Origin of the sequence: Winogradskyella costae (genome assembly GCF_013403865.1) — a bacterium.
GTDB classification, from domain to species: Bacteria; Bacteroidota; Bacteroidia; order Flavobacteriales; family Flavobacteriaceae; genus Winogradskyella; species Winogradskyella costae.
This window is the reverse complement of sequence record NZ_JABFDK010000004.1, coordinates 97,633-117,657: the sequence shown is the minus strand read 5'-3', so window position 1 is coordinate 117,657 and position 20,025 is coordinate 97,633. Positions and strand designations below refer to the sequence as shown.

The following is a 20,025-nucleotide window of genomic DNA, read 5'->3' as shown; positions in this document are numbered from 1 at the left end:
ATCTTGTGTTAAAGACAATAGGTGTTGAGTCGTTTTTAACAAAACATTAGTCTTTGTTCTTTTTTTTCTTTCTGCGCTTCTTTTTTATAACTTCCCTTTCTTTAAAATCACCTTTAATTAGTTCTCTTATTTTAGTCATATCGTCTTCCGAAATGAGCTCCTCTAACTCTAAAAAGTGATTGTCTTCTAATTTTTTTATCGCTGCATTACGATCTATAGAACGTTCAAAATTTGTTTTTAAGATGGCTATTTTCTCATCAAAAAAACTGTTTATATTTATTTTAACGATTTGCTTTTGAAAATCATCAGCTTCTAGAGTGGTTAAGAAATTTGCAATATATTCCTCTTTGCGTTCTTCCGCCTCGCGTTCATATTTAGCAATTTCTTGCTTTGTTGGCTCTCTATTCGTTTGGGCAAAAGTGTTTAAGCTTAAGAGTATGGTAAAAGTGATTAAAACTATCTTTTTCATGTGTTTGTGTTTAATATTGTATAGTCACATGCTGCTCACTTTAAATCATTTTAGTTTATGATAAAATTTAGAACAGGCGCGTTAATGGTTGTAACGTTATAGGATATCTTTGATTGCTTCTGGTGGTCTGCCTATCACAGCTTTATCTCCATTAATTACAATAGGACGCTCTATGAGTTTGGGATGATTGACCATAGCTGCAATAATTTCGTTATCAGTAAGAGTTTTACCTTTAAATTCAGACTTCCAAATAGCTTCGTTCTTTCGGATTAAATCTATAGGTTCAATACCCAATTTTATAATAATATCTTGAAGTTCTACCGATGTTAAATTTTCATCTAAATATTTTATGGTTTCAAATGGTTTGCCGGATTCTTCTAATAAAGAAAGTCCTTGTCTCGATTTAGAACATCTTGGATTGTGGTATATTTTAATCATAGTCTGAGTTTATTACAATTTTAGTGTTGAATCTTCTTTTTGCCCCATCATCATTAAATAGGCTTTTAAGAAAGGCTCGATGTCACCGTCCATAACCGCGTCTACGTTTCCCGTTTCATGGGCAGAACGTACATCTTTAACTAATTTATAAGGATGCATCACGTAATTTCTAATTTGACTTCCCCATTCAATTTTCATTTTTCCAGCCTCAATATCGTCACGTTGTGCCATTTGCTTTTGTAGCTCAATCTCGTACAATTGAGACTTCAACATTTGCATTGCTCTATTTCGGTTATCGTGCTGAGAACGTGTTTCTGAACATTGAATTTGAATCCCAGAAGGCTTATGTAACAGTTGAACTTTGGTTTCAACCTTGTTTACATTTTGTCCACCAGCTCCACTAGATCTGGCTGTTGTGATTTCTATATCAGATGGGTTAATGTCTATTTCAATAGTGTCATCAACCAATGGGTAAACGTAAACAGATGCAAAACTGGTATGGCGCTTAGCATTACTATCAAAAGGAGAAATACGTACCAAACGATGAACGCCGTTTTCACCTTTTAGCCAACCAAAGGCAAAATCTCCTTCAATTTCTAGAGTTACTGTTTTTATGCCAGCAACATCACCTTCTTGCATGTTAAGCTCTCTAACTTTATAACCGCTTTTTTCAGCATACATTAAGTACATTCGCATTAACATGTTTGCCCAATCACAAGACTCGGTTCCACCTGCGCCGGCTGTAATTTGCAGTACAGCGCTTAAGCTGTCACCTTCTTCCGAAAGCATGTTTTTAAATTCTAATTTTTCAATAGAATCAGTTGCCATTTTATAGCGTGTCTCAACATTTTCCATGGGAGCTTCGTCTTCCTTATAGAATTCGTAAATGACTTCTAAATCTTCAAAAAGAGACTTGGCATCGTTATAGTCATTAACCCAACTTTTTTTCTCTCGAATGGATTTCATAATCAATTCGGCAGCTTTGGAGTCATTCCAGAAATTAGGGTCAAAAGTTTGCTCTTCTTCGTTAGCGATTTCTATGAGCTTAGCATCTAAGTCAAAGATATTGTCTAAGTACGTCTAGACGGGAATTGAGATCTTTTATTTGATCTGATGTAATCATATAGTAGAATTTTATACAAATATAAGGTGCGTTGTTAAAGTGCCATAATTTTGAATCGGTTTTTTGGAAATTTCGTAGTTTTATATTTTAGAAAATGAGACTTTAATTTTAATTCTTCTCAATCGAAAAGAGAAAAATAGTCTAGTTTAGTATTTAGAATAGGATTCAAATTTTAATAAAAGATTTCCGCTTTCTCGGGGAAAGAATATGATAATAGATTTAAGAAGCGATACGGTGACAAAACCATCGAAAGGGATGTTAGATGCTATGATGTCTGCCCAAGTTGGAGATGATGTTTTTAGAGAAGATCCAACGGTTAATGAATTAGAAGAACGGTTGGCTGTACTATTTGGAAAACAGAAAGCATTATTTTTTCCATCGGGAAGTATGGCGAATCAAGTTGCTATAAAATTGCATACCAATCCTGGTGAACAAGTGATTTGCGATAAATATGCTCATATCTATAATTATGAAGTTGGAGGAGTGGCTTTTCATAGTGGCGCATCTTGTAAACTCATTGATGGTGATCGTGGTATGTTTACGGCAGAACAAGTAAAGGAAGCCATAAACCCTTCTGAATATTATTATAGTCAAACCAGTTTAGTTGAGGTTGAAAACACCACAAATAAGGGTGGAGGAGCGTGTTGGGATTTTCAAGAGCTTGAAAACATTAAAAACGTCTGTAGAACTAATAATCTAGGTTTTCATTTAGATGGAGCGCGTTTATGGAATGCTATGGTTGCAAAAGATGAAACGGCGTTACAATACGGTCAGCTTTTCGATACGGTCTCCGTTTGTTTAAGTAAAGGCTTAGGCTGCCCAATAGGTTCTGTATTGATAGGTGATGCCGAGATTATGAAAAAATCCTTAAGTTTAAGAAAACTTTTTGGGGGTAATATGCGACAGGTTGGCTATTTGGCTGCTGCTGGTTTGTATGCTTTAGATAATAATATTGAACGACTGGCAGACGATCATAAAAAAGCGAAAGATATAGGAGCGGAGTTATCTAAATTATCCATGATTAAAAAGGTAGAACCTATTGAAACCAATATTGTCATTTTTGAATTAAATGAGGGCGTGGATGAGGCACAATTCCTGAATAACTTAAAAGAAAAGAATATTCATATTATAGGAATGGGAAGTAATAAACTTAGAATGGTCACACATTTGGATTATACAACCCAAATGCATGACAAACTTTTAAGTGAGCTAAAATCTATTTAAACATATCCATTCCAGGAATATTAGGCATACCTTCTTTAGCAACAGCAGCAACTTCTGTTTCATGAACATTGGTTGCTTTGTCAATCGCTTTATTAAGAGTAAGGATTAAATAATCTTCAAGCATATCTTTATCTTGAAGTAATTCGTCAGCAATAGCAATAGATTTGATTGTTCTATTAGCTGTAATTGTTACTTTTAATTTATTATCGCTACTTGCTTCGTCAATTAAAACGGTATGTAAGCGCTCTTTTGTCGCTTCAACTTTCTTTTGAGCATCTTTTAATTTGCCCATCATTCCCATCATATCTCCAAACATATTGTTGTCTTTTTAAATTTATTTTATGAACGCATCTTCATTTTATTTGTTTCCTAAAAAATGATTAAAAATAGGTTGTCTTTCAACTATTTTACTTTAAATAGTGATGCTATGCTTTGCAAAAATAGTCTCATCTAAACAAATTCCATCTCATTTTCGGTTAAAAACAAAAAGTCGAGATGAGTTCGATGCAAAATTACTAAATTGCGCCTCCTTTTGGACTAAATTTCCTGAACAAATGATAAAAAAATCGGATATACATCCACCTATTGCCAAGAAAATCGCACATCAATTAGAGAAACATGGAGATATTCGTGTTGATAATTATTTTTGGATGAAAGATAGAGAACATCCAGAAGTGATTGATTATCTGAATGCTGAGAACGACTTTTGCGATTCTGAAATGGCACATACGAAGGATTTTCAGGCCAATTTATTTGAAGAAATGAAGGCTAGAATTAAAGAAGACGATTCGTCCGTACCTTATAAATATAACGGCTATTGGTACATTACAAAATACGAAAAAGGAAAAGATTACCCTATTTACACACGTAAAAAAGAGCATTTAGATAATCCTGAAGAGTTATTATTTGATTGTAATGTGATGGCTGAAGGAGAACCTTATTTCAAATTAGCAGGGATCAGTATTAGTCCGGATAATAAATTAGTGTCCTACGGTATCGATAATACCGGAAGACGTAATTATACGATTCATATAAAGAATTTGGAAACTCACGAAGTGGCTTTAGATCGCGTATTGAATACTACAGGTTCTTCAAGTTGGGCAAATGATAATGCTACTTTATTTTATACCAAAAAGGACGAGATTACCCTTAGGGCGTTTCAAATATATAAACATCGCTTAGGAGATAATTCGGAAGACGAACTTGTTTTTGAAGAAGGAGATGATACATTTGGTGCTGCGGTCTACAAATCAAAATCTAGAAAATATATCATAATTGCATGCTATAGCACATTAACGAATGAATATCATATTCTAGATGCGGATAATCCTGAAGGCAAATTTCAGGTTTTTCAACCCCGATTGCGAGGTTTAGAATATAGTATTTCTCATTATGATAATCACTTTTATATTCTCACCAATAAGGACAAAGCCATCAATTTCAAACTAATGAAAACGCCTGAGTCAGGTACAGAAATAGAAAATTGGAGTGAGGTGATTGCGCATAGAAGCGATGTTCTATTAGAAGGTATCGATATTTTTAAAGACTATTTGGTTATTAGTGAACGAAGAAACGGCTTAAACGAAATAAGAATAAAACGTTGGGATGGAAGTGAAGATTACTATTTACCTTTTGATAACGAAACGTACACTGCATATACAGGCACCAATGTAGATTTTGATACTGAAATATTGCGTTATGGCTACAATGCAATAACGACTCCGTCTTCGGTTATTGAGTTTAATATGCGTACGAAAACGAAAGTTGTATTAAAGGAGCAAGAGGTTTTAGATAAGAATTTCGATAAAGACAATTACGTATCAGAACGCATTTGGGCCACAGCAGACGATGGTACTAAAATTCCGATGTCTGTAGTCTATAAAAAGGGTGTGAAAAAAGACGGGAACAGTCCGTTGTTACAATACGCTTATGGAAGTTATGGTTCTACAATGGATCCTTATTTTTCAACCATAAGATTGAGTTTATTAGATCGTGGATTTATATATGTCATTACTCATATTAGAGGTGGAGAATACCTCGGTCGCCATTGGTATGAAGATGGAAAGCTACTGAACAAGAAAAATACATTTTCAGATTTTATAGCATGTTCAGTGCATTTAATAAAAGAACGTTATACGTCTTCACAACATTTATATGCTATGGGAGGCAGTGCAGGAGGCTTGTTAATGGGAGCAATTATTAATACAGCACCAGAATTATATAACGGTATTATTGCAGCGGTACCTTTTGTAGATGTTATTACGACGATGTTAGATGATTCTATTCCGTTAACGACAGGAGAATATGATGAATGGGGAAATCCCAATGATAAGCTCTATTATGATTATATAAAATCGTATTCGCCTTACGATAATGTTGAAGCCAAAGCCTATCCTAATATGTTGATTACAACCGGACTTCACGATTCGCAAGTTCAATATTGGGAGCCTGCAAAGTGGGTAGCTAAACTTAGAGATTTAAAAATAAACACTAACAAATTGTATCTTAAAACGAACATGGAAGCTGGTCATGGAGGTGCATCCGGACGGTTTGAGAGCTTAAAAGAGGATGCGGAAGAGTTTGCATTTTTACTTGATTTAGAAGGAATTTCAAGTTAAATCAAAAAAAAAGGTTACTTTTGCGAGGTTTTAGGTGTCTAATAAATTGATTAGTTACTGAAAAATTTTATTTATGAAGCAAAACAAAAATGTATTTGATAATGTGTTACAACTAATAGGTAACACACCCCTAATCAAATTAAATAGAATGACTGCTGACTTCGATGGTGAGTTTTATGCCAAAGTAGAAGCGTTTAATCCAGGTCATTCTTCAAAAGACAGAATTGCATTACATATTATAGAGGAAGCTGAGCGTCAGGGTATTTTGACTCCAGGTGATACAATTATAGAAACAACTTCGGGTAACACCGGATTTAGTATCGCTATGGTGAGTATCATTAAAGGATATGAATGTATTCTTGCTGTAAGCTCTAAATCATCTGCAGATAAAATAGACATGTTGAAGTCTATGGGAGCAAAAGTTTATGTTTGCCCTGCACATGTAAAAGCTGATGATCCTCGTTCTTATTACGAAGTTGCAAAACGCTTACACGAAGAGAATAAAGGTTCTATTTATATTAATCAATATTTTAATCAATTAAATATTGATGCACACTATAGTTCTACTGGTCCAGAAATTTGGGATCAGACAAGTGGTGAAATTACACACTTAATAGCATGTAGTGGAACTGGTGGAACAATTTCTGGAATTTCGAAGTTTTTAAAAGAGCAAAACCCAAATGTAAAAGTTATTGGTGTTGATGCTTATGGTTCTGTTTTAAAGAGCTATCACGAAACACGTGAGTTTGATGATAAAGAAATTTATCCTTATAGAATTGAAGGTTTGGGTAAGAATTTAATTCCTACGGCTACAGACTTCGATCTAATTGATAAGTTTATCAAAGTTACAGATGAAGAAAGTGCACACACAGCAAGAGAAATTTCAAACACAGAAGGTCTTTTTGTTGGTTATACAAGTGGTGCAGCAATGCAAGCGATTAAACAATTACAAGAAGAAGGTGAATTTAAGCCAACGGATAAAATTGTAGTTATTTTTCCAGATCATGGATCGCGTTATATGAGTAAAGTCTATAATGATAAGTGGATGGAAGACCAAGGCTTTTTTGATGCTAAAAGTGCTTTACAAGCTACTATTGAGTACATAAAGTAAATTATAATATAAAAACACATGCCTATTGCTAAATTTGTAATAGGCTTTTTTTTGCAGAATAATTACGTAAAATAGGGTGAATAAAGTGGTTTATAACTTGTGAATACTTCACTAAATAAATTATGCATTCATAATATTATTACCTAATTTTGCAGACACTAACTAGATAAATTAACAATTATTAATCGTTGATTTTATGTGCTATAAACATAGAATTAATAATTAATGTCAAAGTATGCGTGCATGAAGGATTTATTTGCAAAGATTTACAAAGATAAAGGACCACTTGGAAAATGGGCAGCTCAGGCTGAAGGTTATTTTGTTTTCCCTAAGCTCGAAGGGCAAATCTCTAACAGGATGAAATTTCAAGGTAAAGATGTAATTACTTGGAGTATCAATGACTACTTAGGTTTAGCCAATCATCCAGAAGTGAGAAAAGTAGATGCGGAAGCTGGTGCAGCATATGGTTCAGCTTATCCTATGGGAGCTCGTATGATGTCTGGTCATACAGATTTACATGAAAAATTACAAGAAGAACTTGCTGCTTTTGTTAATAAGGAGGCGGCTTATCTTTTAAATTTTGGGTATCAAGGAATGGTATCTACTATTGACGCGTTGGTTGCTAAAGACGATATTATTGTTTACGATGTTGATGCACACGCTTGTATTATTGATGGTGTACGTCTTCATATGGGGAAACGTTTTACTTATAAGCACAATGATATTGTAAGCCTAGAGAAAAACCTTGAGCGTGCTACTAAAATGGCAGAGCAAACAGGTGGTGGAATTCTAGTAATTTCTGAAGGAGTCTTTGGAATGCGTGGGGAACAAGGCCGTTTAAAAGAAATTGTTGAGCTTAAGAAAAAATTCAATTTTAGATTTTTTGTAGATGATGCTCACGGATTTGGAACTTTAGGTGCTACAGGTGCTGGAGCAGGTGAGGAGCAAGGAGTGCAAGATGATATTGATGTCTATTTTGCAACTTTTGCAAAATCTATGGCAAGTACAGGTGCGTTTATTGCAGCTGATAAAGAAATTATAGATTATTTAAAATATAACTTACGTTCTCAAATGTTCGCTAAGTCTTTACAAATGCAACTTGTTGTTGGGGCATTAAAACGTTTAGACATGTTACGCACAATGCCAGAACTAAAAGCGAATCTTTGGACTATAGTTGATGCATTGCAATCAGGTTTAAAAGAACGTGGTTTTGATATCGGAACAACACAAAGTTGTGTAACTCCTGTATATCTTAAAGGTAGTATTCCAGAAGCTATGGCTTTAGTAAGAGACTTAAGAGAAAATTACGGAATATTCTGTTCTATAGTTGTTTATCCTGTGATTCCTAAAGGGTTAATTTTGTTAAGAATGATTCCGACTGCTACTCATACATTAGAAGATGTAAGAGAAACGTTAGATGCTTTTGATGCTATTAGAGAACGTTTAGTAAACGGTACTTATAAAAGAATGTCAGCAGCCTTAATTGCTGCGATGGGCGAATAAATAAGTCACTATAAATATAAAAAGGTCATCGCAATAAGTGATGACCTTTTTTTTTAACTTATATAATTAGCAACCAACATTCTAGGTGCTAAAAATTACTTTTTATAGATTTTTTCGTAACGTTTTTCGTCGCACGTAAACCTTAGGGTCAAAATGTTTCCAGATTTGCTTGATAGCAATATTATCTTCGAGTTCTGGAGTTCTATAACAAGTTTCAATGCCTTTTTGCTTGAAGGTTTCATAATACTCATTAAAAATAACGGCATGGACCCCTTTGTTTTGATAGTCTGGATGAATACCTATTAAATAGAAAATAACATCTTTACTCTGTTTTTTAGCTTTTAGAATATGTGTAAACCCAAAAGGGAATAATCTGCCATTTGCTTTTCGTAAAGCGTTTGCAAACCGTGGCATAACAACAGCAAATCCAACTAATTTATCATGTTCATCCACTACAAATTTGATGTATTCGGGATTAATAAAACTAATAAATTTCTTTTTAAAGTACTCTTTCTGAATATCTGTAATTTCAACAAAAGAGGATAAAGATGAATAACTCTCATTAAACAAATCAAACATACGATCTGCATAAGGCATTACCTCTTCTGTTTTTGTAAGCTGAAGAGCTCTTAACTTATACCGTCGTTTAATCAGTTCTTGTGCCTTTTTAAAAAATTCGGGCTTTACATTTTCAAAAGGGAATTTATTTTCTGAGTATTCTTTTTCTATAATGTACCCATGTTGACTATAGTGATTGATATAATAAGGGTGATTATACCACGTAATCATTGTTCCTAATTGATCAAAGCCTTCGGTCATAACACCGACTTTATCTAAATTTGAAAATCCTACAGGGCCTTCAGCATAACTAAGTTGCTGTGTTCTTCCGATGTCTTCAATAGTATTTAATAACGCTTTGCTGACGTCTAGATCATCTATAAAATCAAACCAACCAAAACGCATTTTCTTTATGCCTTGCTTGTCAACTTCTAGCCAATTAATAATAGCTGCAATTCTACCGACAACTTTTCCTGATTTGTAGGCTAAGAAAAATCGTGCCTCAGCATCTTTAAAGATTGGGTTTTTGTCTTTATTAAAAGTTTCTAATTCTTGTTTTATAATAGGAGGTACCCAATATTCAGAATTTTCGTAAATTTTAAAAGGGAACCGAACAAATGCTTTTAAGTCCTTTTTTGATGTGGCTTCTTTAATTGTTATCATGTAGTTAAGAACGCTATAAATTAAGAATCGAAATCATTTGTTTTCTTTTCCTTTTTCTTCTTTTTCTTGAAATTACCGTCATTGCCATTACCATTATCTATCTTTTTATCTTGATGGAAATCTAAGCGATACGACGCTCCAAATGCAATATTTAAAACAGTTGGTGTGTCCTTAGTATTAAAGGCAAGGTTGGCATCTAACTGAAAGTTTTTAGTCCAGAGATAAGCACCTCCAAATCTAAAAATATTATCCGCATAGAAATCACTTTTAATACCTTGTGCTTCACCGAAGACAACCCACTGTGGAGTAAATGAATGTGTTAGTGTAAAAATATATTGAAAGTCAGATTGATCTGTTCCGATTCTATCTTTAATTAAGTTCATTACAAATACCCAACCTCCATTAAAATTATTCTGTGTCGCCAGCATTATTTTTGGGCTAAAGCCTTCAATATCTGTTGCCGTAAATGGATTGTCTTTAGCGTCAAAATTAGCGCCAGCATAAACAGAAACAGCCGGGATTAAAGATTTCCAGCTAAACTTATTGTTAGCGTGAAAGCTATATAGGTTAGGCTTTTCTTCTTCTGCATTTTTATAAGGATCGTATACCAAATATTTTGCACCTAAAGTGAAATTTTTAAAATTAGAGCGTTTGTCTGGAAGAGGAATTGTAGCATTATTATAAGTGATTTTATCATTTTGATAAATACCGTCTAGAGATAGTTCTAGCTCTTCAAAGAATAAGCCATATCTCAACGCAAAATCAAGACCAAATCCTGACACTTCGTAATTTGCAAGCGCATGCTCTTCTTTTACTGTGTAAGCTCCAGTTTCAAATTGTATAACCCCTGTCCCGACAGAAAAGGCACTTTTAGAAACGCCAGGTCGATTAGAGTTAATAACTTCAGTATATTGGGCGTAGGTAGAATTAAAACTAAAGGCAAAAATTAAAACAAGTATAGATTTGAGTATTCGCATTGTATATGGATTTAAAACCATTCGGTCTATTGTAGATTGAAGTCAAATATAGATATTTTATAGTTTTTTTAAGGAATTAAATCGGATTATAAATGAGTATAATTGTATTTTTGAATATTATAACATGTTTATCATACAACAAGCTTAGTCCATGGGATTATTGAGAACTATATTAATTATTTTACTTGTTTACTTTGGCTTTAAGATATTATCACGTCTTTTTGCGCCTTTATTGTTGAAGTTTGTAGCCAAGAAAGCTGAAGAAAAATTTGGTGGTCAATTTGGTGGATTTCAAAATCCGAATCAAAAAAGACAGGAGCAAAAGCAAAAGGAAGGTGAAACCGTCATTGATAAAATGCCGAACAAAAATGGTTCTTCTAACCAAAAAGTCGGTGAATATATAGATTACGAAGAAATTGATTAATAGAATTCCTTTGTAATTAGGAATCTCATATAATGTTTCAAATAAAATAGCTACTTTTCAGAATCATTCAACTTAAAGCATTTTTATGTCATTTTCTATTAAACGTTTGTTGCCACATATTTTAATTTTAGTAGGATTTGTAGCATTATCTTTAGCCTATTTCAGTCCTGTTTTACAAGGCAAGAAAATCAACCAAAGTGATATCATGCATTACATTGGTATGGCAGAACAGCAAAAAGAGTTTGCCAAAACCACAGGAGAAGAAACCTATTGGACAAACAGTGCATTTGGAGGTATGCCAACCTATCAATTAGGTGCAAAATATCCGCATAATTATATAAAGAAACTCGATTTAACCTTACGATTCCTACCGAGGCCAGCAGATTATTTATTCCTGTATTTTATTGGGTTTTACATATTATTACTTTCACTAAGAGTAGATTTTAAACTTGCCGCACTCGGAGCATTAGCCTTTGGGTTTTCAACCTATCTCATTATTATACTTGGTGTAGGACATAACTCTAAAGCGCATGCCATTGCCTATATGCCTTTGGTTTTGGCAGGTATTGTACTCACTTTTCGGAAGAAATATATACTCGGATTTTTCTTAACAACTATTGCTTTAGGTTTAGAGATCGTAACGAATCATTTTCAGATGACTTATTATCTCCTTTTATTGGTGTTAGTTTTAGGAGTGGCTTATCTCGTCGATGCTTACAAAAAACAACAATTGCCGCATTTTTTTAAGACTGTAGGATTACTTTCTATTGCTGCGATTTTAGCTGTTGGGTTAAACGCTACAAATATTATGGCGACTCAAGAGTATGTTAAAGAAAGTACTCGAGGCAAGAGTGATTTAACTATAAATGTAGATGGATCTCCTAAAGAGGTAACTTCAGGATTAAGTAGGGAATATATTACAGAGTACAGCTATGGTATTCTAGAATCTTTCAATCTCTTTATTCCCAAATTTATGGGAGGAGGAAATTCTGAAGATGTAGGAAGGGATTCTAACACTTATGAAGCTTATATTAGTTTGGGGGCTTCTCCAATTGAAGCCCTAGACGGAGCCAGAAATGCGCCGATGTATTGGGGCGATCAAACAATAGTAGAGGCTCCAGCGTATGTAGGTGCTGTAATTATTTTTCTTTTCGTTTTAGGATTGTTTTTAGTAAAAGGCAGATTAAAATGGTGGCTTGTTGGCGGTACGCTTTTATCATTATGTCTATCATATGGAAAGAATTTTGGGTTATTAACTGATTTCTTTATTGATTATGTGCCGTTGTATAATAAATTTAGGGCTGTAAGTTCTATTCAAGTTATTTTAGAATTATGTATTCCTGTTTTAGGAATTATGGCTTTAGTTCGTTTATTTAATGATTTTCAGAATGATGAAGAAAAACTTAAAACTTTAAAATATTCAGTTGCAATCACAGCAGTTTTAGCTTTAATCTTTTTAATATTTAAATCTTTTCTATTTGATTTTGAAAGTTTCAGAGATGATCAATATATTGGTGCATATGGTCAGTCTTTTATTGATGCTGTAATTGAAGATCGTAAAGCTTTGATGACTGCAGATACATTGAGAGCTCTGGTTTTAGTATTGCTTTCAGCAGGTACTATTTTTATGTTCTTAAAAAAGAAATTGTCTGAAAATTTAGTCGTGGTTGTATTTGCTGTTCTAATTCTTTTCGATTTAGTAACGGTAGATAGAGAATATGTTAATAATGATAATTTTGTATCTGCCTTAAAAGTAGATAAACCTTATCAACCAACTAGTGCTGATTTAGAAATCTTAAATGATAACAGTCATTTCAGGGTTTTAGATATGTCAAATGAAGGACAGCGTAAACCTGCAAGATCTGCCTATTTTCATAATTCATTATTTGGTTATCATGCGGCTAAATTAGGTCGTGTTAATGAGTTGTTAGATTTTCATGTGTATAAAAACAACATGAATGTCCTTAACATGCTTAACACTAAATATATCATAGCGGAAGAACAAGGCCAAATTTTTCCTTATACCAATACAGATGCTAATGGCAATGCTTGGTTTGTTTCTAAACTTAAGGTGGTGAAAGATGCTAATCAAGAAATCCTAGCTTTAGATAGTTTAGATACAAAGACGATAGCTGTTTTAGAACAAACGACTCAGGCTGAATATAATTTAAAAACATCCTATCAAGTTGATTCAATAGCTTCAATTCAGTTAAAAGAATTTAAACCTAACTATTTAAAATACGAATCCAACAATAGAAACGAAGGTGCAGCGGTATTTTCTGAAATATATTATAGTCATGGTTGGAATGCCTACATTGATGGTGAATTGGTTCCACATTTCCATGTGAATTACGTATTGAGAGCTTTAGAAGTTCCAAAAGGAAATCACACTATAGAATTTAAGTTTGAACCGCAGGTTGTAGAAACAGGAAGTAAAGTGGCTTTAGCGAGTTCTGTTTTATTAGGATTGCTTCTTTTAGGTGGATTGTTTTATGAGGTAAAGCGTAGGAAGAATAATTGATATTAATCTTTCATGTTATGAAGTTAACTTATAAAAAAAGTTTTTGGATTTTATTTGTGTTCTCAATTGTTCTCGCAATTTATCAATTTGGTAAATCAAATTCGTTAGAAGTGGAGTTAGCTTTTAAGAAAATAAATTTTATGCTTTTAAAGTCAGATACTCATGTAATAGGAGAAATAGCATCAAAAAGATTATATGATAAAAATGAAATAGAGTCTTTCTTAAATCTAAATCACGCTCATATCACAGTTGATAAAAAAGGAGATACGTTGTTCTTAGATAATACATTTTTGATATTTAAAAATGATTCACTCATTTCAATTATAGTAGACTAATTAATTAGATTCCTATCTTCGTAGGAATTCACGATGAAAAATAAAGTACTCATAATAACCTATTATTGGCCACCAGCAGGAGGGCCAGGCGTGCAGCGTTGGTTAAAATTTGTGAAGTATTTGCCTGAGTTTGGTATAGAACCCATTGTGTATTGTCCTGAAAATCCAAATTATCCCATTATGGACGAAAGTTTGGTGAATGACATCCCAAATACAATTACTATTTTAAAACAACCGATTAATGAACCTTATGGTTTAGCGCGTTTGTTTTCTAAAGGACGCTCTAAAAAAATCAGTTCAGGAGTGATTCCAAAAGCAAAAAAGCAGTCGTTGATTGAAAAAACAATGCTTTATATAAGAGGTAATTATTTTATACCTGATGCACGCAAAAATTGGGTACAGCCTTCAGTTTCGTTTTTGTCAGATTATATTCAAAAACATAAAATTGAAACTATTATTACAACAGGTCCACCACATAGTTTACATTTAATTGGTTTACAATTAAAAGCAAGATTAGGTGCAAAATGGTTAGCAGATTTTAGAGATCCTTGGACAACTATTGGCTATCATAAAAATTTAAAATTGACAGATGCTTCAAAGGCAAAACACACCGACTTAGAGCAAAAGGTTCTAAATGCAGCTGATGAAATTATAGTAACTAGTAATCATACCAAAAACGAATTTCAAACCAAAACTAAACAACCCATTTCTGTAATTACTAATGGTTACGATTCTCATTCAGTCAGGGTAGAGAGGAAGGATGAGAAGTTCACTCTATCTCATATTGGTTCGTTATTATCAGAACGTAATCCTGTGGTTTTATGGGAAACCCTTTCAGAATTAATTGAAGAAAATGATGCTTTTTCTGAAGCCTTCAAATTACAATTAATAGGTGTGGTAAGTGATGATGTTACTGAGTCCATTCACAAAAATGGATTAAAAAACCATGTCAATGTTTTGGGTTATGTGAGTCATGATGAAGCATTAAAATTTCAAATGCAATCTCAATTGTTATTGCTCATTGAAATTGATTCAGAAGATACTAAGGCCATTATAGCAGGTAAGGTTTTTGAATATCTCGTTTCTGAAACACCTATATTAGCCATTGGTCCAAAAGATTCAGATGTAGAACAAATAATTAAATCAACAAATACAGGAACCTATTTTAACTACAAACAGAAACCCGAATTAAAGGTGCAACTTTTAAGCTATTTCGAAGCTTATCAGAATAATACCTTAGAAGTGAATGCTGTAGGTTTGCAACCTTATAGTCGAAAAGCTCTGACTCAAAAATTAAGCGCAATAATTTTGAAGCGTTAATTTTTGAAATTCGTAATAGAATTTAAAGCTTTATAGTTGTATTTTGCTAGACTATGGGAATTGTATTAAGCCAATCATTTAAAAATACTATTACAACTTACTTGGGCTTTGGTATTGGTGCTATTAATACACTTTTTCTTTACACTAATTTTTTAACAGATCAATACTATGGCTTAGTTGCCTTTCTACTTTCAGCAGCTAATATTATGATGCCTTTTATGGCATTTGGAGTGCATAATGCCATTGTAAAATTTTATTCCACTTTTAGAACGAAGAATAGTATCAATAGCTTTTTAACGCTGATGCTGTTTTTGCCATTATTGTTTATAATTCCAACGGCTGTTATAGGCTATTTTGCTTATGATTCAATTGTAGATTGGCTTTCAAACGAAAACCAAATTGTAGAAAATTATATCTGGCATATTTTTATTCTGGCTGTGGCAATGGCTTATTTCGAAATCTTTTTTGCTTGGACAAAAGTACAAATGCAAACGGTTTTTGGAAACGTAATGAAAGAGATATTTCACAGAGTTTGCATTATATTCTTACTCTTTGCAGTGTATTTAGATTGGTTGTCGGTTGCCCAATTTATTAACGCACTGGTTGTTGTTTATGTCTTGCGTATGGTAATTATGCAGCTATATGCCTATTCTATAAGATTTCCGAAGTTAAAGTTTCAGAAATTAGAAAATCAATTTTCAATATTAAAGTATGCATCATTAATGATTATTGCAGGTTCGGTGGCGATGCTTATTCTAGATATTGATAAATTTATGATTGGGCTAATGTTACCAGATATTGAACAAGTTGCTTATTATAGTGTGGCTATTTTTATTGCAACAGTTATTGCTGTTCCGCAGCGTGCCATGCATCAAATTATGTTACCATTAACAGCAAAATATCTTAATGAAAAGGACAAAGTCGCTTTAGAAGATTTATACAAAAGGAGCTCTGTAACACTTTTGGTGGTCAGTGGTTTTATTTTTCTACTCATTATTTTAAACATCAATCAATTGTATCAAATTCTTCCAGAGAAATTTACAGGGGGACTTTTTGTAGTTTTAATCGTAAGTCTTGCTAAACTCTATGATAATAGTCTAGGGAACAATAATGCCATATTATTTAATAGTGATTATTACAGAATGGTTTTGTTTTTTGGTGTATTACTTGCTATTATGGCCATTGTGCTGAACACCGTCTTCATTCCTGTGTATGGTATTGAAGGTTCTGCTTTTGCAACATTTTTAGCTGTTTGTGTTTATAACACTATTAAAATTATTTTTGTGAAACGAAAATTTAATATGCTGCCATTTACAATTGGTTCAGCTAAGGTTGTATTAGCAATATTCGTATTGTCGTTAGCATTTTATTTTTGGGATTTCTCTTTTCATCCAATAATGAATATTATTCTCAAATCTGGATTAATAGGTGTCATTTATTTCATATTCATTTATAAGTTAAATGTCTCAGAAGATATTTCACAACAAATAAAGAAGTACCTAAATCTTTAAATTTCATATAAAAGAAATTCCCGTAAAGCGCTTTGAGGCACACTATATACGGGAACTTCTAACCAACCAAAAAAAACTTTTTATCCTCTAGATCGACTTGAGGTAGATCTTGTAGAACTTTGATTACTTGTTCTACTACTTGTATTTGATCTTGCTTTTACAGCCGATTTCGTTGTTCTATTTTGAGCCACCTTACTTTTTCTTGAGCTTTGTGACGTTGCTTTAGTAGATATACGAGAATTAGTAACAGTTGGTTTTCTAACTGATGAACTATTTCCTCGTTCTATAGTTTTAGACACAAAAGAACTGCTTCTAGTCACATTTGTATTTGTACTTCTCGTAGGTGTAACTCTAGTGGAACTCTGGGTAAGTGTTCTACTTGGGGTTGACACTCTAGTATTCGTTCTCGTTGTTACACTATTACGAGGGGTTACTGTTCTTGTAGTTGCTGAAACTCTCGTCGCAGAACGTGCAGGTGTTGCAGTTGTACTTCGCGTCGTTGTAGTTCTAGTAACCGTTGAATTGTTATCTCTTAAACGTGTAGCTCTTGTGCTTGCAATTGTCGTATTATTGCGTTGTGCTTGACTTCTAATACTACGCTCTCTACTGTTTCTCGGAGTTTGTGCGTAACTGACACGTGTTCTCGTAGTTGTGGTGGTTCTTCTAACCGCATAACCATTATCGCGTCTTCCAATATTATAATGTCTTACATTGTTAGTATAAGGTCTATAATAAATATGTCTTACAGGGGTGTAATGTTGCCTATATGGATTTATATGTACAATACTGTAATTAGCATGTGGTACCGCATAAAATTGGTGCCAAGGTCTGTAAATGTAAGATCTATTATACACATTAATAAAGCCGTCATATCTATAAAACACATTGTTTCTATAGTACACATTTAATCCTCCAACGTTACTAATTCTACCAAAATTATTGTAGTTGATAAAAATGTTTCCAATTTGATTGACACGACCGTAATAATCATAATAGATTGGTGTGTTTTCAATTTGAATAATAGCTCCAAAACTATCGTATTGTAAATAAGGATTATAATCATAACCAGAGTTAAAACTCAAACTAAAACCAGGGGTGTTAATTCCGACGCTTACATCTGGTCCATAATTTGGTAAATAAAAATCAAACTGGCCATCTGCAAAAACAGAAAATTCAATTCCGGCTTCATTAAATATGAAAGAATTGCCATAACCTTTCACATAGTTATTAATTGAAGTCTCTGCTTCTGATGTTGTGGTGGTAGTTGCGAATGCAGTTGTGCTTATAGCGACTAAAGCTGCAAATAAATATACAATTCGTTTCATAATAATTGGGTTTTAAATTAAACTCGTTAAGTATAAAACAAACAACGTGCCAAAAAAATAATCCGCTGTTTAACAAGGTGTTATGATTGTAGGGTAATTAATAATACTACTCTGGTTAGATTCAGTCTTCTCATGAACACCTATAATGTCGTATATTTTATTACTTTTAAGCCGATACTAAGCATCAACCATGAAACCAAATCAAGTGAATTGTAAAAATTGTGAACGACCTTTTGATGCGGATTTTCAATTTTGTCCGCATTGTGGACAGAAAGCTAATGATGAACTTACTATAGGTGTTTTATTTTATAATACCATCAGTAATTACTTTTCGTTTGATGCACGCTTTTTTAAGAGTTTTATTCCTTTATTATTTAAGCCTGGCTATTTAGCGAAAGAGTTTATAAAAGGAAAGCGTTTATTGTATTTACATCCTGCTCAGATGTATTTGTTTGTTTCAGTGGTGTTTTTCTTTATCTTTTCGTTTACTGTAAGCGAACAATCGGATTCATTAACTAGAGGTTTTAAGGAAGCTCTTGATTCTGAAAATATAGCATTAATTGATCCATTGCTTCAAAGAACAAAAGATTCTTTAGATCGTATTGAAATACGTGAAACTTTAGAAAATACAAAGTTGTTATCGGGAATGTCTCAACGAGAAATTGATTCTATTGTATCATTAGATGTTTTACCTAAAAAGAATAATATTTCGTTAGGTTCATTTCAAGTTGAATTGGATTCTTTATTAGAAGCTCAAGCCTCTGATAAAGTTATTTATGAACATTGGGATGTAAAAGAAGGAGATAATTGGTTTAAACGAAAGGTTTACGAGCAAGGTCTTAAACTATATAAAGCTAAAGATGCTGGAAACATTTGGGCAACATTTATAGATACTGTGCCAATTGCCTTATTCTTCTTGTTGCCAATTTTTGCGTTTATTATTAAGTTTTTTTATTACAAGAAAGGCTCTTATTCACACCATCTAGTCTTCGGCTTTTATTATTTCTCATTTATTTTTACTGTATTGAGTATTATTTTTGGGATTAACATGATTTTTGAACTATCAGATATAGTGGATTTCTTAATTGCATTATCTTGTTTTATATATCTTTTTATAGCTATAAAACGCTTTTATAATCAAGGATGGTTTTTAAGTTTTATTAAAACGTCTCTCTTAACAATGCTCTTTTTTCCAGTCGTTTTTATTTCTGCAGTGCTTATAATGTTTTTTGCTTTTATGTTCTATTAATTTTTAATAGAGCTAGCATGCCAAATAGGAATATTTAGAAATTCGCTTAACATCTCAGCATCGTTAATGATAGATTTAAGGTTTCCATGGTCAACGACGTTTCTTCGAGACGCATCATCCAAAACTAAGTTGAGTTCAAAGCTTTTGTAAGATCCATCGTCACTTTTTATGTGTTCACCTATGATTTGAATGGCAATTATTGATTTTAAGCGTAAATAGTCTTCAGATACATTTCTTTTAGATCGATGATTTTTAAATGCATAAGTCGTGTAATAAAGTCCTTGTTGCTTATCGAAAACCCGCGGTTTATAAAATATGTAAAACATGAAACCTCCCGCACCAGAAAAAATGAGTCCAAAAAGAATTAAAAACCAAGGGATAGAAACAGATTCAATATGGGATTGAAACAATGGATATAAAGCATAAAAAAGAACTCCTAAACCAACGGCTAAAAATATAAAACTGAAGATTGCGGCTCCAATGGAAGGTTTATAAATTAATTTAGAAGGATTGGCTTGAATCAAAACATTGGTTTTAAAACTAGCTCCACCAGGCTTTAAAGCAGAGGTTGAAACTTTAGATTTTATAGTATCATTACTGAGCATTTGTTCGCTAACTTCAATAACTTCTTTATGAAAACCTTTAGGCAAATCCAT

Annotated in this window: 18 protein-coding genes; 10 read left to right on the top strand and 8 right to left on the bottom strand. The window is 33.0% G+C overall.

Annotated features, from left to right (window positions below; genetic code table 11):
* Window positions 1-46 precede the first annotated feature (46 nt).
* From HM986_RS10745 to prfB, 3 genes are all read right to left on the bottom strand, one after another.
* Window positions 47-469, bottom strand: coding sequence for a hypothetical protein (locus HM986_RS10745; protein ID WP_179335095.1), 423 nt, complete (start codon window positions 467-469; stop codon window positions 47-49).
* 96 nt (window positions 470-565) lie between these two features.
* Complete coding sequence (gene arsC / locus HM986_RS10740; protein WP_179335094.1) at window positions 566-907, bottom strand: arsenate reductase (glutaredoxin); 342 nt, start codon at window positions 905-907, stop codon at window positions 566-568.
* A gap of 12 nt (window positions 908-919) precedes the next feature.
* Window positions 920-2,030, bottom strand: a protein-coding gene (prfB, locus tag HM986_RS10735; RefSeq protein WP_179335093.1) for a peptide chain release factor 2 whose coding sequence is annotated in 2 segments (ribosomal slippage) — window positions 920-1,966 and window positions 1,968-2,030 — 1,110 coding nt in all. Because the reading frame shifts where the segments join, the coding sequence is not laid out codon by codon here.
* Between the two features lie 207 nt (window positions 2,031-2,237).
* Between prfB and HM986_RS10730 the strand changes: the two genes are divergently transcribed.
* A complete protein-coding gene (locus HM986_RS10730) occupies window positions 2,238-3,254 on the top strand; it encodes a threonine aldolase family protein (protein WP_179335092.1) in 1,017 nt (338 codons plus the stop codon).
* Here the strand turns inward: HM986_RS10730 and HM986_RS10725 are convergent.
* Entirely contained in the window at window positions 3,247-3,570 is a 324-nt protein-coding gene (locus HM986_RS10725; protein ID WP_179335091.1) for a YbaB/EbfC family nucleoid-associated protein, read from the bottom strand. The two genes, HM986_RS10730 and HM986_RS10725, sit on opposite strands and share 8 nt — an antisense overlap.
* A gap of 238 nt (window positions 3,571-3,808) precedes the next feature.
* Here HM986_RS10725 and HM986_RS10720 point away from each other — a divergent pair, with 238 nt between their 5' ends.
* From HM986_RS10720 to HM986_RS10710, 3 genes are all read left to right on the top strand, one after another.
* Complete coding sequence (locus tag HM986_RS10720) at window positions 3,809-5,872, top strand: S9 family peptidase (protein WP_179335090.1); 2,064 nt, start codon at window positions 3,809-3,811, stop codon at window positions 5,870-5,872.
* Window positions 5,873-5,945: 73 nt separating this feature from the next.
* Window positions 5,946-6,983, top strand: a complete 1,038-nt coding sequence (locus HM986_RS10715; protein ID WP_179335089.1) for a PLP-dependent cysteine synthase family protein — start codon at window positions 5,946-5,948, stop codon at window positions 6,981-6,983.
* A gap of 243 nt (window positions 6,984-7,226) precedes the next feature.
* On the top strand, window positions 7,227-8,486 hold the full coding sequence (locus HM986_RS10710) for an aminotransferase class I/II-fold pyridoxal phosphate-dependent enzyme (RefSeq protein WP_179335088.1): 1,260 nt from the start codon (window positions 7,227-7,229) through the stop codon (window positions 8,484-8,486).
* A 102-nt stretch (window positions 8,487-8,588) separates the two neighbouring features.
* On the opposite strand, the gene HM986_RS10705 is transcribed toward HM986_RS10710, so the two are convergent.
* Together HM986_RS10705 and HM986_RS10700 are read right to left on the bottom strand one after the other, a co-directional pair.
* Window positions 8,589-9,707, bottom strand: coding sequence for a GNAT family N-acetyltransferase (locus HM986_RS10705; protein WP_179335087.1), 1,119 nt, complete (start codon window positions 9,705-9,707; stop codon window positions 8,589-8,591).
* Window positions 9,708-9,727: 20 nt separating this feature from the next.
* A complete protein-coding gene (locus HM986_RS10700; protein WP_179335086.1) occupies window positions 9,728-10,684 on the bottom strand; it encodes a transporter in 957 nt (318 codons plus the stop codon).
* Between the two features lie 151 nt (window positions 10,685-10,835).
* Here HM986_RS10700 and HM986_RS10695 point away from each other — a divergent pair, with 151 nt between their 5' ends.
* The 5 genes from HM986_RS10695 to HM986_RS10675 all read left to right on the top strand — a co-directional run bounded on the left by HM986_RS10695 (window position 10,836) and on the right by HM986_RS10675 (window position 16,795).
* A complete protein-coding gene (locus HM986_RS10695) occupies window positions 10,836-11,108 on the top strand; it encodes a DUF4834 family protein (protein WP_179335085.1) in 273 nt (90 codons plus the stop codon).
* An 85-nt stretch (window positions 11,109-11,193) separates the two neighbouring features.
* Entirely contained in the window at window positions 11,194-13,629 is a 2,436-nt protein-coding gene (locus HM986_RS10690) for a YfhO family protein (RefSeq protein ID WP_179335084.1), read from the top strand.
* A gap of 17 nt (window positions 13,630-13,646) precedes the next feature.
* Entirely contained in the window at window positions 13,647-13,964 is a 318-nt protein-coding gene (locus tag HM986_RS10685) for a hypothetical protein (protein ID WP_179335083.1), read from the top strand.
* Window positions 13,965-13,997: 33 nt separating this feature from the next.
* A complete protein-coding gene (locus HM986_RS10680; RefSeq protein WP_179335082.1) occupies window positions 13,998-15,284 on the top strand; it encodes a glycosyltransferase family 4 protein in 1,287 nt (428 codons plus the stop codon).
* A 53-nt stretch (window positions 15,285-15,337) separates the two neighbouring features.
* Window positions 15,338-16,795: an oligosaccharide flippase family protein gene (locus HM986_RS10675; protein WP_179335081.1), complete on the top strand. Its 1,458-nt coding sequence runs from the start codon at window positions 15,338-15,340 to the stop codon at window positions 16,793-16,795.
* An 80-nt stretch (window positions 16,796-16,875) separates the two neighbouring features.
* Here the strand turns inward: HM986_RS10675 and HM986_RS10670 are convergent, their stop codons facing one another.
* Complete coding sequence (locus tag HM986_RS10670) at window positions 16,876-18,120, bottom strand: hypothetical protein (RefSeq protein WP_179335080.1); 1,245 nt, start codon at window positions 18,118-18,120, stop codon at window positions 16,876-16,878.
* A 190-nt stretch (window positions 18,121-18,310) separates the two neighbouring features.
* Here HM986_RS10670 and HM986_RS10665 point away from each other — a divergent pair, with 190 nt between their 5' ends.
* Window positions 18,311-19,369, top strand: coding sequence for a DUF3667 domain-containing protein (locus tag HM986_RS10665; protein ID WP_179335079.1), 1,059 nt, complete (start codon window positions 18,311-18,313; stop codon window positions 19,367-19,369).
* Here HM986_RS10665 and HM986_RS10660 read toward each other — a convergent pair.
* Complete coding sequence (locus HM986_RS10660) at window positions 19,366-20,025, bottom strand: hypothetical protein (protein WP_179335078.1); 660 nt, start codon at window positions 20,023-20,025, stop codon at window positions 19,366-19,368. The genes HM986_RS10665 and HM986_RS10660 overlap by 4 nt on opposite strands.

Bases quoted from the DNA above. Each gene is read 5' to 3' on its own strand.
- HM986_RS10720 (WP_179335090.1), top strand. From the start codon at position 3,809: ATGATAAAAAAATCGGATATACATCCACCTATTGCCAAGAAAATCGCA.
- HM986_RS10705 (WP_179335087.1), bottom strand. From the start codon at position 9,707: ATGATAACAATTAAAGAAGCCACATCAAAAAAGGACTTAAAAGCATTT.
- HM986_RS10715 (WP_179335089.1), top strand. From the start codon at position 5,946: ATGAAGCAAAACAAAAATGTATTTGATAATGTGTTACAACTAATAGGT.
- HM986_RS10675 (WP_179335081.1), top strand. From the start codon at position 15,338: ATGGGAATTGTATTAAGCCAATCATTTAAAAATACTATTACAACTTAC.
- HM986_RS10725 (WP_179335091.1), bottom strand. From the start codon at position 3,570: ATGTTTGGAGATATGATGGGAATGATGGGCAAATTAAAAGATGCTCAA.
- HM986_RS10685 (WP_179335083.1), top strand. From the start codon at position 13,647: ATGAAGTTAACTTATAAAAAAAGTTTTTGGATTTTATTTGTGTTCTCA.
- arsC (WP_179335094.1), bottom strand. From the start codon at position 907: ATGATTAAAATATACCACAATCCAAGATGTTCTAAATCGAGACAAGGA.
- HM986_RS10745 (WP_179335095.1), bottom strand. From the start codon at position 469: ATGAAAAAGATAGTTTTAATCACTTTTACCATACTCTTAAGCTTAAAC.
- HM986_RS10670 (WP_179335080.1), bottom strand. From the start codon at position 18,120: ATGAAACGAATTGTATATTTATTTGCAGCTTTAGTCGCTATAAGCACA.
- HM986_RS10695 (WP_179335085.1), top strand. From the start codon at position 10,836: ATGGGATTATTGAGAACTATATTAATTATTTTACTTGTTTACTTTGGC.
- HM986_RS10660 (WP_179335078.1), bottom strand. From the start codon at position 20,025: ATGGATTTGCCTAAAGGTTTTCATAAAGAAGTTATTGAAGTTAGCGAA.
- HM986_RS10710 (WP_179335088.1), top strand. From the start codon at position 7,227: ATGAAGGATTTATTTGCAAAGATTTACAAAGATAAAGGACCACTTGGA.
- HM986_RS10700 (WP_179335086.1), bottom strand. From the start codon at position 10,684: ATGCGAATACTCAAATCTATACTTGTTTTAATTTTTGCCTTTAGTTTT.
- HM986_RS10690 (WP_179335084.1), top strand. From the start codon at position 11,194: ATGTCATTTTCTATTAAACGTTTGTTGCCACATATTTTAATTTTAGTA.
- HM986_RS10665 (WP_179335079.1), top strand. From the start codon at position 18,311: ATGAAACCAAATCAAGTGAATTGTAAAAATTGTGAACGACCTTTTGAT.
- HM986_RS10680 (WP_179335082.1), top strand. From the start codon at position 13,998: ATGAAAAATAAAGTACTCATAATAACCTATTATTGGCCACCAGCAGGA.
- HM986_RS10730 (WP_179335092.1), top strand. From the start codon at position 2,238: ATGATAATAGATTTAAGAAGCGATACGGTGACAAAACCATCGAAAGGG.